Below are 14,653 nucleotides of genomic sequence, written 5' to 3'. Positions count from 1 at the left end.
TGACTAACTAAGCATCAAATCTGGTTACTCCGGTAACTCCCCTAACTTTTAGTAAGTTTTTAATCAGGTTTTCGAGGTGTTCAGTATCATTTACAAAAATCATAATAGAACCATCAAAAATCCCCTCATTAGTATCAACAGTAATCGAACGCATATTTACTTTAAAGTCGGTAGAAATAACCCTGGTAATATTGTTAATCAAACCGACATCATCAATACCTACAATGCGTAAGCCGGTTAAGAAAGTTAATTCCTGCTGTTTGTTCCATTTAGCCTTTACCACACGATAACCATAATTGGCCATTAGCTGTGCTGCATTTGGGCAATTGGTGCGGTGAATCTTTATACCTTCACTCACGGTGATGAAACCAAAAACATCATCGCCAGGAATTGGGTTACAACAGGCTGCCAAGGTATAGTCAATGCGCTGCATATCTTCGCCAATCAGCAAAATATCAGATTCGCCACCTTTGATTTTACTTTTAATCCCATCAACCGAAAGATTTTCAGGGCGTTCCGGTCCACGGTTTTCGACTTCCTTTTCGCTTGACAGATATTCTTTAATATCTTTCAGCTCTATTTTCCCGAGGGCTACATTTACAAAAAGCTCTTGTGTAGAAGGCAGCTTAAAGAAATAACTTAGCTTTTGAATGTTATCGGTATTGTAAGTAATTTTTAATGACTTTAGCTTTCTTTCCAGGATTTCCTTGCCATTTTCGGCAATTTTTCGCTTTTCTTCTTTTAGCGATGACTTAATTTTAGATTTGGCTTTAGCAGTAACCACCACGTTTAACCAATCTTCTTTTGGGGTTTGCTTGCTTGAGGTAATAATCTCTACCTGATCGCCATTTTGCAGTTTATATGAAATCGGAACCAGCTTATGGTTAACTTTAGCACCGATACAGGTAGCGCCCACATCGGTATGGATTTCGAAAGCAAAATCCAATGCGGTAGCGCCCAAAGGCAATTGTATTAAAGCGCCTTTTGGCGTGAAAATAAAAATCTCATCCGAGAAAAGGTTCATTTTGAAATCGTCAAGGAAATCTAAAGCATTGGCTTCAGGATTGCTTAACATTTCGCGTACTTTCTGAATCCATTGATCCAGACCGTTATCGTTACTTGATTCTTTATATTTCCAGTGTGCAGCAAAACCTTTTTCTGCAATTTCATTCATGCGTTGTGTACGGATCTGTACTTCAACCCATTGTCCGCGTGGACCCATTACCGTTGTGTGTAAACTTTCGTAACCATTTCCTTTTGGTGAGGAAACCCAATCGCGTAACCGATCTGGATTTGGGCGGTATAAATCCGTTACAATAGAGTACGCTTTCCAGCAATCGGCCTTTTCATTTTCGGGTGCCGAATCCAAAATAATCCGGATGGCAAAAAGATCATACACTTCTTCAAAAGGGATATTTTTCTTTTTCATCTTGTTCCAGATGGAGTGGATTGATTTGGGCCTGCCGTAAACATCGGCTACTAAACCTTGCTCATGAACAATCTCATCAATCGGTTCAACGAATTTTTTGATGAAAAGTGCACGCTCTGCTTTTTTCTCGTTTAATTTTTTAGCGATGAATTTATAAGTATCAGGATCAAGATATTTCATTGAAAGATCTTCCAATTCTGATTTTATGGCATATAAACCTAATCTATGGGCTAGAGGAGCGTATAAATAAATGGTTTCTGAAGCGATTTTAAGCTGCTTGTGGCGGGGCATAAAATCCATTGTACGCATGTTGTGCAAACGATCGGCAAGTTTGATCAGGATTACCCGAACATCATCAGCCAAAGTGAGTAGCATTTTGCGGAAATTCTCAGCCTGTAAAGAGCTATTGGTATCGAAAACGCCAGATATTTTGGTCAAACCATCGATAATTTTAGCAGTTTTTTTACCAAACTCACGTTCAATGTCTTCTAAAGTGATGTCGGTATCTTCTACCACATCGTGTAGCAAGGCACATACTATAGAGGTTGTTCCTAATCCAATTTCTTCGGCAGCGATCTGAGCGACAGCGATAGGATGGTAGATGTAAGGTTCGCCAGATTTACGGCGCATATCTTTATGGCTTTCCAGTGCCATATCAAAAGCTTTTCTGATTTCTTTTTTATCGCCCTTTTGTAAAGTAGATTTGCTTGCCCGTAGTAATGCCCTATATCTTTTTAGAATCTCTTGCTTTTCCGCCTCTAAATCAATCACTAACTCTGTTTTCATTTGTATTTTTTGCGTAAAAATTTGCGTCTTATTTATGAATAAAACTTATATTAGTTTTGTGAAACAACTAATATATGAAATAACACCTAACTTTGTAAAAGTATAAATTTATGAAATTTAAAGGGCTCTTTTTTCTTTCTATTGTAATGATTTGCAGCATTTCGCTACGGGCCCAGGATCCTTCTGCACCTATATTTCCAAAAAAGGGTAAAAGTGATACGATTAGAGTAGCCTCAACAAATGATAATGGTGTCATGATTCCCTGGATGCAACTTAATGAGGTTAACATTTACGCAGCAAGAATCTGGAAATCGCCGGCAGAACAGGCTGCCTACAACCGTTTAAGGTATAACGTATTAAAAGTAATGCCTTATGCACTTTTTGCAAAACGGCGTTATGAGCAATTGGAGCAAGATTTGGCCAGAAGTCCTGAGAAAAAAGAACAAAAACAACTGGTTAAACAATGTGATAAAGAAATTAAAGACATGTTTAACCGCGAAATAAAGGAACTAACGATCACTCAGGGTCAGATTTTAACGAAACTGATCGACCGTGAAGTGGGCAGAACAACATACGATATTGTAAAGCAAACCAAAGGCGGTTTCGCTGCATTTTCTTATCAGATTGTTGCCCGAGTGGTAGGACATAATTTAAAAAGCACTTACGATCCGAATGAGGATAGGGATATAGAATCTATTATCCGTACCTCAGGATTTTATCAATAACATATAATGCAGGAACGCATTCCGAATATTTATTCATTTAAGGTTAAAAAAATTAATGGCGAAGAACAACCATTATCAGCCTACCGCAACAAAGTTGTTTTAATTGTAAATACTGCATCAGAATGTGGTTTTACGCCACAGTTGAAAGAATTACAGCAACTTAAAGACGAGATTAATAGCCCTGATTTTGAAATTCTGGGCTTTCCCACAAATGATTTTGGGAAGCAGGAACCTTTAAATGGATCCGATATCGCATCTTTTTGCGAGATCAACCATGGCGTAAAATTCCCTGTTTTTGAAAAAATTATGGTTCGTGGCGAACATGCTCATCCACTTTATCAGTTCCTGAGCGATAAAAAGCAAAACACCAAATTAAGTTCGAAACCCCGTTGGAACTTTCATAAATACCTCCTGAACAAAAATGGCGAACTGGAAGATTATTTCTTGCCCTTCACCAAGCCGTTGAGTTCGAAAATTAAAAAGAAAATTCAGCAACTGCTGAGCCAAAATACCCAATAATTTAAATCATGAAGTTAGATATTTTAGTTATAGCCGTGCATCCTGATGATGCTGAGCTTTGCTGTTCCGGTACTATTTTAAAACACATTGCCCTTGGTAAAAAAGTTGGAATTGTAGATTTAACCAGAGGCGAACTGGGTACACGCGGTACGGCAGAAACAAGAGATGAAGAGGCTGCAGACTCTGCTAAAATTTTAGGCTTACATGTCCGTGAAAATTTAAGATTGAGAGACGGATTTTTTCAGAACGATGAATTTCACCGTTTAGAAGTAATTAAAGTCATCAGAAAATATCAACCCGAAATTATTTTAAGCAATGCTTTGGAAGACCGGCACCCTGATCACGGAAGGGCAGGCGACCTGGTTTACGATTCGGTTTTTTTATCAGGTTTACCAAAAATCGAAACGTTGATAGATGGTGTTAAGCAAGAGGCCCACCGTCCGAGGTTGTTGTTGCAATATATCCAGGACAGATACTTGAAGCCTGATATTATTGTAGATATTTCTGATCAGATGGATAAGAAAATTGACTCGATTAAAGCTTTTAAAACACAGTTTTATAATCCTGATGTAGATGGATTGCAAACTTATATTTCATCACCTGAATTTTTCGAAAGTGTGATTGGCCGTTCAAGAGAATTTGGTAAAAGCATTGGCGCCACTTTTGGTGAAGGCTTTACTTCGCGGAAATTGTTGGGTGTTGATAATTTATTTGATTTAAGGTAGTTTTTTTACCGCAAAGAAAAGAAGTTTTACGCAAAGTGCGCAAAGCTGTGGAGATTTGTCTTACTAAGATTTCTCTTCCTTTTCCTTAGCGAAAAACTTAGCGGCCTTTGCGGTTACTTTGAATGTGCAACAAAACCGTCCTTCATTTGTTATTCTGAAAACGAATAATAATGGCGAATATATTCTCATCTCTCAAAAACGCTTACCATCTTTTTAAACATGTAGATTTCGATAAGTTAGAGGCTTTATCGAAAAAAGTCGATTTACCTAAAATGGTCGAAACCATATCAAGCCTGGATGATAAACAAATCCAGGGGATGATGAAAATGATGGGTGGATCGGGTAAAAAGAAAGAATTACCCCCCATTGAAGGTGATTTTTACCATTTGGGCGACGAAGCGCTCAAAGATGAGGATCGCGAACTCCAGTTAAAAGTACGTGCTTTTTTAGAAAAAGAAGTGAAACCCATTGTTAACCATTACTGGAACAAAGCTGAATTCCCATTCGAAATTATCCCAAAACTTGCCGAACTCAATATTTGTGGTTTAACCTATAAAGGTTATGGCTGTCCGGGGAAATCGAATTTAATGGAAGGTATTTTAGCAATGGAAATGGCTAGGATTGATACCTCAATTTCTACTTTTTTTGGTGTACAAAGCGGCCTGGCCATGGGATCGATCTATTTATGTGGATCGGAGGAACAGAAACAACAGTGGCTACCACTGATGCAGCAATTTAAAATTATCGGTGCATTTGGTTTAACGGAACCTGAAGTGGGGTCGGCTGCAGCCGGGGGACTAACCACAACCTGCAAAAAAATAAATGGCAAATGGGTATTAAATGGCCAGAAAAAATGGATAGGTAATGCCACCTTTGCCGATATCTTAATTATTTGGGCACGTGATGAGGAAAGTGGAGACGTAAAAGGCTTTATCGTGAAAAAAGATAATCCAGGTTTTGCTGTAGAGAAAATGCAGGATAAAATGGCTTTACGGATTGTGCAGAATGGCATTATTACTTTAACCAATTGCGAAGTTGAAGAAGCTGATCGCCTGCAAAATGCAAACTCTTTTAAAGATACAGCTAAGGTACTGCAAATGACAAGAGCGGGTGTGGCCTGGCAGGCGGTAGGCTGTGCTCGCGGAGCCTATGAAAATGCCTTGGAATATACCCAAACCAGAAAACAGTTTGGTAAACCTATAGCTTCTTTTCAATTGATTCAAAATCACCTGGTGGAGATGTTGTCGAATTTAACGGCCATGCAAACGCTGTGTTTTCGCTTGTCGCAATTACAGGATCAGGGTTTGTTGAAAGATGAGCATGCTTCTTTAGCCAAGGTATTCTGTTCATTAAGAACGCGTGATGTAGTAAGCAAAGCAAGGGAAGTGATGGGCGGAAACGGTATTTTACTCGAATATAATGTAGCGCGTTTCGTAGCAGATGCTGAGGCGATTTATTCGTATGAGGGTACAAAAGAAATTAATACACTAATTGTAGGTAGGGCCATTACTGGTTTTTCTGCTTTTGTTTAGGGGGCAGGAACTCACGAGGTTTGAAAGGGTAAGAGCAGGTTGGAAACTTCGTTAGTTTTGAGCTGAGACAATTAGTTGCTTATCAGCCTTAGTCGAAGACTGATTTAGTATAGTAAATGCCAGGATTTTAGGGTTTGAAAACGAAAGTCAATGTTTCATAGGTGCTGTAGCCCTGCCATTCGCTGCAATCTTTTTGCGGGTTTTGAAGTGATGAGGTGAGGAACCTCTGTGTTATAGCTTGCAGATGCTTCGTGCCTCAGCATGACAGTATATTAAGGTTTCTGCTGGCAAAAAGGATTTTCGCTGCTGTCAGGTTTATTGAACATCGGTTTTTTCAAAGCACAAAACATTGTTCATAAACCCGATTGGAACGGATGCCTCCCGATTTTACATCGGGATCAAATTGGCAGGAGGGAAAGCGGGACTGAAAATGCCAAATGCACAAAACCCTTCATTTCCAAATCATAAGGATTAACGCAGTTGGCAAACTACTCCTGGAATTTTACATATTAGAATGCTGAGTATTTCATTCTGTTTAATTAAATCGCTTTTAATACCCAGGTTTCCCGGATTCTCCCAACTCTATTCGCCTGCTCTTTCATTTTTTTTAATAACTCCATATCAATATATTTTAGTGAGGAAAGTTGATGCCAAACTGAAGTTGCTTTAGTTATCAATTTGAACCCTTGTTCGAGAAAAAAGTGTTCAGCCTGTTCAAAGCTGTCAAACTTATTATCTTCTACATGATGTGCTTCCAGAAACTGAGAAAAATGATCATTGGTTTCATTTTTAAGCGCTGGTCGTTTAACATATATGTCAGCAGTGATCCAATAACCACCTCTTTGTTTTAATGATTTATGGATGGTTTTACATAATGATACCTTTTCTTCAGTATTTAAATACATCAATAAACCTTCATTTATAATACTAATCGGGCCGAGAGGCATTTGATTTATAACATTTGAAAAAGCATCCCCATCCAAAACATTTAAAGCTTCGGTTTTGAGTTTGCCCTTTAGTTGTAATTTCTCATCAACAATCAGCCGGTCAACCAAATCTTTTTTGATATCGATTACCCCTTGTAAATCGGTATCCAAATAATAAATAGTTGGATGCCTTAAAACCAGATCCAAGCCCCTGAAAGAGTAACCAGAAGAAATTTCCAGAATATTTAAAGAACCTGATGCAAAAAGTAAGCTATCCAGAGATAAATATCTACTCTCAAAATGCACCAACCGTTTTAAAAATACCTCATCAAAATCTTTATGATTTAATTTTTCATGAGCTTCATTACCGTAAATTAACTTAACAGCATCAGCTACAAAGGGAATGTCCGTTAAGCTTTTGGCCAGCAATAACGATTTTGCTGATGAACTTATAGAACTGTAATCACGATTCATGTGTAATTATACCAAAATAAATTGCGTTTAAAACGGATACCTATTAAATGCGACCTGACTCATTGCGCTTTTTTCGAATAGCGCAATACAGGATTTATTAAATTGAGGATCGAAGTTTACTTCTCCTGGTTCTAATGTTTTCGGGATATTAGCGTTTTCCATAAAGAAGTAAACTTTTGTATTTCCATATTTGGTATGGGGCATTAAATTACCATAATCTTCCATTTCTTTCCATACTGAATCTTTAACCGTTACCACATAAATCCTTTGTACAGGACCAGTATTGTTGGCATTTCTATATTTTAGGATTTCCTTGAAGCCAGCTTTCATATCTTCAATTCCCGGTTGGTCAAAAACATCCCTGACCATGAAGAATATCAATATTAAAACGCCTATCGGGATGATATAAACCAATGATTTTCTGTTCATGCCTACAATAAAGGCAATATTTTTTCCATAACCGTCAATCCTTCGTCAATATGCTTTTGCTCAATACAAAGTGCCGGACGAAAACGTATGGTTTTCTCGCCACAACCCAGAAACATTACGTTATTTTCTAATCCTTTGCCAATAAACTTATTGCGCATTTCTTTTGTTGGGAAATCAAAAGAACATAACAAACCTCTTCCGCGCACATTGGTCATTTGATCAAACCTGTGAGACAGATTTTCGAGTTGATCTTTTAAATACAAACCTACTTTTGTAGCATTCTCACAAAGCTGATCTTCTTCTACAATTTGTAAAATCTGTGTAGCGCGCACCATGTCCACCAGATTACCTCCCCATGTTGAGTTAATACGGCTTGGTACTTTAAATACATTGGTTTCGATTTCGTCTACCTTGTTACCCACAAGAATACCGCAAACCTGCATTTTTTTACCAAAAGCAATAATATCTGGTCGGGCCTTTTCACTAAAGTGCTGGTGACACCAGAATTTACCGGTTAAACCTACGCCAGTTTGTACTTCATCATAAATTAAAAAAGCTTCATTTTCATCTGCCAGTGTTTTAAGTTGGATTAAAAACTCTTCCCGCAGGTGATTATCTCCACCTTCAGATTGGATTGGTTCTACAATTATCGCACAGATATCATCTTTATTATCTGTAAAGGCTTTTTTGATCTGTGCAAGCGAAGCTTCTTCAGTTTCAATGGCATGACTTAAATTATTTCCTGAAAGTGGAAATTTAACTTCCGGAACAGCTACCCTTGGCCAGTCGAATTTGGCAAACCATTTTGTTTTATCTGGCAGGGTATTGGTTAAGCTTAAAGTATAACCCGTTCTGCCATGAAAAGCCCTTTCGAAGTGTAAAACATTAAAGCCTTTTTCTTCAGCGTATCCTTTTGCAAAATTTTTCTGAACTTTCCAGTCCATCGCTACCTTAATTGCATTTTCTACTGCTAGGCCACCACCAGCAATAAAAAAAACATGTGGCAGGTAATCTGGAATACCAACTTTAGAAAATGTTTCAACAAACTGTGCATACTGCTGGGTGTAAACATCTGAGTTAGATGGATTGGCTAATGCAGCGAGGAGAAGATTCTTTTTAAACGCTTCATCATTAATCATTTTAGGGTGGTTATAACCTAAAGGAACAGAGGCAAAACAAGTGAAAAAATCGAGTAAAGTTCTATTGTATTTCGAATCGTAAATGTATGCGCCACGACTTTTTTCCATATCGTAGGTGAGGTCGAAACCATCGGCCAAAATGTGCTTACTTAACGATTCGTTAACGCGATCTGCAGGTACTGTTAATTGATACATAAACTTGGTTTTGGTATAATCCAAATTTAGTTAAATGTGCCTAAAATCAAAATTTAAGCACTTTTTGTGCCCGTAGGATAAAAAATAGGTTTAAACTGTTTAAAGTATGATTATAGACGAAATTGGGTTTTGGACTTCACAGGTGTGGAAAACTTTTTTGCTAAAAATGCTAATCTAAAGCTTTTAGCCCGCTCATTTTTATTGGTCTGTGCAGGCTCTGTGCCTTGTATGAAATCATAATGTGGGATTTAGACCGATGTTGTAAGATATTTCATCGGATGGTGACATCTCATTTATTTGAGTATCTTGATTTTTTAGTGCATTGGAGTTGCATTAAGATTCCGGTCTGGTGAAAATAACGCCTGTTTTTTAATGATTTGTCATCCTGAGGGATAATTTATTTATAAAAATCAATATAAATGACAGTAATTAATCTACATGTAAAAATTCTCTCGCTTTACCGTCATTTCGAGCGGAGTGCAGTCGAGAACCTGAAGGCTCTGCGAAGCAAAATCTGTTTTGATAGATCTCCTCCACTTCGCATTGCTTCGGTCGAGATGATGACCTTTTTTTGGTGTCTGTCATTGATAGCCTGTCGAAAGACCTATTTAAATACAATTGCAGGCATTTCGACAAGCTCAATTTGACAGAAGAATTAAAATACTTAACCTTTAATAAATGCCAAAATATCCTTATTAATCGTTTCTGCCTCTGTAGTTGGCATACCGTGAGGGAAACCCGGATAAGAAATTAATTTTCCGTTTTGCAAAAGTTTAGCTGCTCTTGGTGCCTGGTTAAAAGGAACAATCTGGTCATCTTCGCCATGTAATACCAATACGGGAATTTCTACGCTTTTTAAATCTTCAGTAAAGTCTGATTCCGAAAATGCTTTAATTCCATCATGATGCGCCAATACAGAACCCATCATACCCTGGCGCCACCAGTTATGTTTTATGCCTTCCTGAACGGTTTTCCCCTCGCGGTTCCAGCCATAAAATGCTACCGGAAAATCGTAAAAATATTGGGCTCTGTTAAAACCAGTACCCTGGCGTATTTCGTCAAAAACAGACAATGGCACACCTTCCGGATTGCTTTCGTTTTGGATCATGATTGGCGTAACTGCACTGATTAATACCGCTTTGGCAACCCTTTCTTTGCCATATTTAGCAACATAACGGATCGCTTCGCCACCACCTGTTGAATGGCCAATATGAATGGCATCTTTTAGATCAAGTGCTGCGGTTAGTTCCGCAATATCAGCTACGTACGTGTCCATATTATTACCGTTTGCGCTTTGGCCGGAGCGACCATGCCCGCGGCGGTCGTGTGCAATTACACGATATCCCTGTTTTAAAAAAAACATCATTTGGATATCCCAATCATCGCCAGATAATGGCCATCCATGATGAAAAACGATTGGCTGTCCTGTTCCCCAATCTTTGTAATAAATTTCAGTTCCGTCTTTTACTTTAATTGTACTCATAGCTTTTTTATTAGATTAATTTTAATTGTTTGCTGCAGTTTCCAGGAATCAGCCAAAACCAAAAAAGATGTTGATTGATCACTAAACCTGAATGTTATATCTCGTGCTTTCTGTATTACAATTTGTGATCCATTTCGTTAAGTTGTTGTTTTTTAGTTGTTTAGTGTTTGTGTTTTGATAATTTATTTGCGCTATTTCGTTAATTTACGTCGATGGTATGGTAGCGTCTGTTTTGGATTAACTATTTTAATTGAGGTTACATCATTAAGATAATGGTATTAAATTAAACACCAACTTCAGGTAGCGGTTTCAATAGCATTGAAATTTTATCAGCTTAATGATTAATTAGCCAATTGTGATGGTTTTTTAACGTAAAATCACGATATATCGTCAGTTTAATTCTTTGTTTTGTGGTTTTTTATTTGCAACAAGCTGGTTATTTGTTTATTATATTTATGGTTTGTTCTTTGTTTAGAAAAGCTATGCATTATACCCTTCTCCAGTTCCTGATTTTGCTTTTTGTTGCTTTCATGCTTATTATGCTGGCTCAAAAAGTTAAAATTTCATATCCTATATTTTTGGTTATTGCCGGTTTGGGCATTAGTTATATTCCTGGAATTCCTGCAATGTCTATCGATCCTGAGGTGATATTCCTTATTTTTCTTCCTCCTTTACTTTATGAGGCTGCCTGGTATACTTCCTGGAACGATTTCTGGCGTTGGCGCAGGCCCATCAGTTTACTGGCTTTTGGTCTGGTTATCATCACTTCTTTAGCCGTGGCTTTTTTAACTTCATCAATCATTCCGGGTTTTACGCTTGCTATGGGATTTTTATTAGGCGGAATCGTTTCACCACCAGATGCCATTGCGGCGACATCGGTACTCAAAAACATAAAAATTCCTAAACGGATAACCACTATTCTCGAGGGCGAAAGTTTGGTTAACGATGCTTCCAGTTTAATTGTACTTCGTTTTGCCCTGGCTGCGGTAATTACAGGACATTTTTCACTTTCAGAAGCCACCGGCGATTTCTTTCTAAGTACAGCAATGGGAATTGTAATTGGCCTGGCGGTGGCCCATTTACTTTATCTTATCCACCGTTTTTTGCCTACCACACCAAGTATAGATGCTGCATTAACGTTAATTTCACCGTATTTTATGTATCTGGCAGCAGAACAATTTCATTATTCGGGAGTAATGGCAGTAGTTAGCGGTGGTCTGTTTTTGTCGTACCGATCGCATGAAATTTTTGTTGATGGACAAAGTCGTTTACAGGCTGTAAATGTTTGGGCAACACTGGCTATTATACTAAATGCCTTTGTTTTTATTTTAATTGGCTTAGAACTGCCTGTAATTATAGCGGGTTTAGAAGGTTATTCGCTATGGGAGGCCATCAGTTACGGCTTAATAATTAGTGCCTTAATAATTGTGCTGCGCATTGCCTGGATTTATCCAGTTGCTTTTATTCCCCGCTGGTTATCTAAAAAAGTGAGAAATAGCGAGGCGCATCCGGGTTGGAAGGGGCCTTTAATTATAGGATGGGCAGGCATGAGGGGGGTAGTTTCGTTGGCAGCAGCACTTTCATTGCCTATTACTACGGCGGCACATGTAAATTTTCCACACAGAAACTTAATCATTTTTATCACCTTTGTGGTGATTTTGGTAACACTTGTATTTCAGGGGCTTACCCTGCCGTTTATGATCAAAATGGTTCATATTGAGGAGATTGATCCATCGGTTTCTGATGAACAACAGGAAGCTACCATTAAGCGCAGGCTTTTAAGGGTTGCACTCAACCGGTTGTCGGAAATATATCCTCAGGAGGTGGAGGGCATAGTTTTAGTGCGCGGATTAAAGGAAGAACTGGAAAATCGCTTAAACCATGCATCCAAAAGATTAGAATCGCTGGAATGCGAAGAAATTGAAAACGCCGAAATGGATATTTACAACCATATTTTAAAAGACATTTATCGCGTACAAAGGAAAGAGCTACACAAAATAAGAAGGGAAAAAGAGTTTAGCGATGAAGTGATCAGACAAGAGGAAATGCAGATTGATTTATCGGATACCAAAATTCCACATACCAAAAAGGCAATGAAAAGTACCGGTTAATTAGGTTGTGTATATGTAGAGTTAGACAGATTAGGCTTAAGTTGAGAGAGGTCTTCAGGATAGTTCAAAGATCTCTCCACTACGGTCGAGATGACGATACTTCATAGCTATTATTGCCACGCCAATGTTTTTCTGAAAAACTGATCGCTCAGGATGTTAATCAGGGAACTCAATCGACTATGGATTCGAGACTACCGACTTTGGACTAAAACCTCAACTAACTGCTTATTTAACAAATTCGAACTTTATCCCCAGTTTTTTAATTTTTGAATTTAAGGTTGTTGATGGAATATTCAGGATTTCAGCCGCCCCACCTGGTCCATATATCTTGCCTTTGCACATTTTCAAAATGCTCAGGATATGCTCCCTTTCCATTTCTTCCATGGTTTTAATCTTGAAATGGTCGCTTCCAGTATAATCTTTTGCAGTTAACGAGCCTGGAAGATCTACCTGTGTGATTGTTTCTCCCTCTGTTAATAACATCGTTCTTTCAATCAGGTGTTCCAATTCCCTGATATTTCCGGGCCAATCGTATTCCTGTAATTGATGAAGTGCTTCAGCTGAAATTCCGGTTGCACCAGAAGAATTTTTTTTGCCGAACTTATAAATGAAATAGTTTACCAAAGCAGGGATATCTTCCTTACGTTGCCTTAATGCAGGCAGTTCAATAGGGAAAACATTTAACCGATAATATAAATCCAGTCGGAACCGGCCCTCAGATACTTCTTTTTCCAGGTTTCGGTTGGTGGCCGTAATAATCCTGACATTTATCTTTTTGGTATAATTGCCACCCAAACGTTCAATTTCTTTTTCCTGCAGTACCCTTAATAGTTTAACTTGTGCCTCTAAAGTAAGTTCACTAATCTCATCTAAAAAGATCGAACCGCCATCCGCCTGTTCAAACTTGCCTATCCGTTTTTCATTTGCACCTGTGAACGAACCTTTTTCATGGCCAAAAAGCTCTGACTCGATTAAGGTTAAAGGTAAAGCAGCACAGTTTACCGTAACCAATGGTTTGTTTTTTCGCGGAGACAATTTATGGACGGTCTGAGCGATTTTTTCTTTACCGGTACCACTTTCGCCCAAAATAAGTACCGAAGTATCATCTGGTGCAACCAGTTCTAATTTTTTGAAAGCAGCATGCAGCAAGATACTATTGCCAATAATACCATTAAAATCTTTCGGAATTTCGGCATTTTCCCTTTTAACGATTGGCTTTTCAATGACAGATAAATTTTGGGGAGAAATTTCCATGGCAATGTCTTTCCCATATATCACCTGATCTAAAATCATTTCCAGGCTTTTCTTAAACTGATTAATAATTCCTGTATGAACTTTTGTGTATAAATCTGAAAGGTGGTTAAAGAAAACAAACTGGAATTGTTCGCCTGCTCTTTCAATTTCGGTAACCAAAACGGATTCTAATTGATAATGATCTGAAAGTGTTTGTACCCACGGATTTTCCATCCTCAGCTTCCTAAAATCATAGCCGTTAAATATCGATTTCCCGTTATGAATAAGCGCTGTGTTGTTCCATGCTTTAAAATCACGAATGGAAACATTTACTTCCTTCAGTAAAATTTCGTTATTGAGTGTGTTAAATTTTCCGTCAGAAGAACGGACAATATTAATGTCTTTGGTAGTTGTTCGTGGATTCGATTTGGTAATCCAAACGAAATCGAATGGGACAACAGGGTATAATATTGCACTTATTTGTTTCAGCCGTTCCGAAATGGAGGCTTGCTTTTCTACAATATGTTCAATCTGTTTGTGTAATGATGGCTCTGCATGCTGGTTGTACTTTAAATCCTGCTCATGTCTGTACCGGGCAATATCCAGCATCACCATGAGGTCTTTTTCACGAAAAGGCTTTACCAAAAAACCGTAGGGAAGGGTAGCTTTGGCAGCCTCCAAAATTCCCTGATTGGTATTTGCAGAAATGTAAATAAACGGAATCCCCATTTCGGTAAGTTGACCAGCCAAATCAATACCTGTTTTATCGCCCTGTAAAAAAATATCCAGCAGTATCCAATCGGGTTCTTTAGTCGCGATTAATTCAAGCGCTTTTACCACAGATGGCGCTATCCCACACACTTTGTAGCCAGCTTTTTCGAGCATGATTCTCAAATCGTTGGCTACAATAAATTCATCTTCTACAATTAAGATTTTCTGTTTCATTT

The 14,653-nt window shown here is 38.2% G+C and carries 11 protein-coding genes; 5 read left to right on the top strand and 6 right to left on the bottom strand.

The genetic code is table 11. The annotated features are described in order from the left end of the window. Positions 1 to 7: 7 nt before the first annotated feature. Positions 8 to 2,215, bottom strand: a complete 2,208-nt coding sequence (locus FFJ24_RS14735; protein ID WP_138817956.1) for a bifunctional (p)ppGpp synthetase/guanosine-3',5'-bis(diphosphate) 3'-pyrophosphohydrolase — start codon at positions 2,213 to 2,215, stop codon at positions 8 to 10. 110 nt (positions 2,216 to 2,325) lie between these two features. Here FFJ24_RS14735 and FFJ24_RS14730 point away from each other — a divergent pair, with 110 nt between their 5' ends. The 4 genes from FFJ24_RS14730 (at position 2,326) to FFJ24_RS14715 (ending at position 5,716) form a co-directional block, all read left to right on the top strand. Then, positions 2,326 to 2,940, top strand: coding sequence for a DUF4294 domain-containing protein (locus tag FFJ24_RS14730; protein ID WP_138817955.1), 615 nt, complete (start codon positions 2,326 to 2,328; stop codon positions 2,938 to 2,940). Between the two features lie 6 nt (positions 2,941 to 2,946). Next, on the top strand, positions 2,947 to 3,459 hold the full coding sequence (locus FFJ24_RS14725; protein WP_138817954.1) for a glutathione peroxidase: 513 nt from the start codon (positions 2,947 to 2,949) through the stop codon (positions 3,457 to 3,459). Between the two features lie 8 nt (positions 3,460 to 3,467). Next, complete coding sequence (gene bshB1, locus FFJ24_RS14720; RefSeq protein ID WP_138817953.1) at positions 3,468 to 4,184, top strand: bacillithiol biosynthesis deacetylase BshB1; 717 nt, start codon at positions 3,468 to 3,470, stop codon at positions 4,182 to 4,184. A gap of 170 nt (positions 4,185 to 4,354) precedes the next feature. Beyond that, positions 4,355 to 5,716 carry an acyl-CoA dehydrogenase family protein gene (locus FFJ24_RS14715; RefSeq protein ID WP_138817952.1) on the top strand — a complete coding sequence of 454 codons (1,362 nt, stop codon included), beginning with the start codon at positions 4,355 to 4,357 and terminating at the stop codon, positions 5,714 to 5,716. Between the two features lie 539 nt (positions 5,717 to 6,255). Here FFJ24_RS14715 and FFJ24_RS14710 read toward each other — a convergent pair. The 4 genes from FFJ24_RS14710 to FFJ24_RS14695 form a co-directional block, all read right to left on the bottom strand. Next, the gene (locus tag FFJ24_RS14710) at positions 6,256 to 7,116 is read right to left on the bottom strand and encodes a hypothetical protein (protein ID WP_138817951.1); all 861 of its coding nucleotides are present in this window, start codon (positions 7,114 to 7,116) and stop codon (positions 6,256 to 6,258) included. Between the two features lie 27 nt (positions 7,117 to 7,143). Next, on the bottom strand, positions 7,144 to 7,545 hold the full coding sequence (locus FFJ24_RS14705) for a hypothetical protein (RefSeq protein WP_138817950.1): 402 nt from the start codon (positions 7,543 to 7,545) through the stop codon (positions 7,144 to 7,146). 2 nt (positions 7,546 to 7,547) lie between these two features. Further along, positions 7,548 to 8,879, bottom strand: a complete 1,332-nt coding sequence (lat, locus tag FFJ24_RS14700; protein ID WP_138817949.1) for an L-lysine 6-transaminase — start codon at positions 8,877 to 8,879, stop codon at positions 7,548 to 7,550. Between the two features lie 664 nt (positions 8,880 to 9,543). Then, entirely contained in the window at positions 9,544 to 10,362 is an 819-nt protein-coding gene (locus FFJ24_RS14695; protein ID WP_138817948.1) for an alpha/beta fold hydrolase, read from the bottom strand. Positions 10,363 to 10,844: 482 nt separating this feature from the next. Here FFJ24_RS14695 and FFJ24_RS14690 point away from each other — a divergent pair, with 482 nt between their 5' ends. Next, on the top strand, positions 10,845 to 12,473 hold the full coding sequence (locus FFJ24_RS14690) for a Na+/H+ antiporter (RefSeq protein ID WP_138817947.1): 1,629 nt from the start codon (positions 10,845 to 10,847) through the stop codon (positions 12,471 to 12,473). Between the two features lie 225 nt (positions 12,474 to 12,698). On the opposite strand, the gene FFJ24_RS14685 is transcribed toward FFJ24_RS14690, so the two are convergent. Further along, positions 12,699 to 14,651, bottom strand: coding sequence for a sigma 54-interacting response regulator (locus tag FFJ24_RS14685; protein WP_138817946.1), 1,953 nt, complete (start codon positions 14,649 to 14,651; stop codon positions 12,699 to 12,701). Between the last annotated feature and the right edge of the window lie 2 nt (positions 14,652 to 14,653).

The sequence above is a fragment of the Pedobacter sp. KBS0701 genome, assembly GCF_005938645.2.
Lineage (GTDB): Bacteria > Bacteroidota > Bacteroidia > Sphingobacteriales > Sphingobacteriaceae > Pedobacter.
Note: the sequence above shows the minus strand (reverse complement) of the source record. Positions and strands in the feature narration are given on the sequence as shown.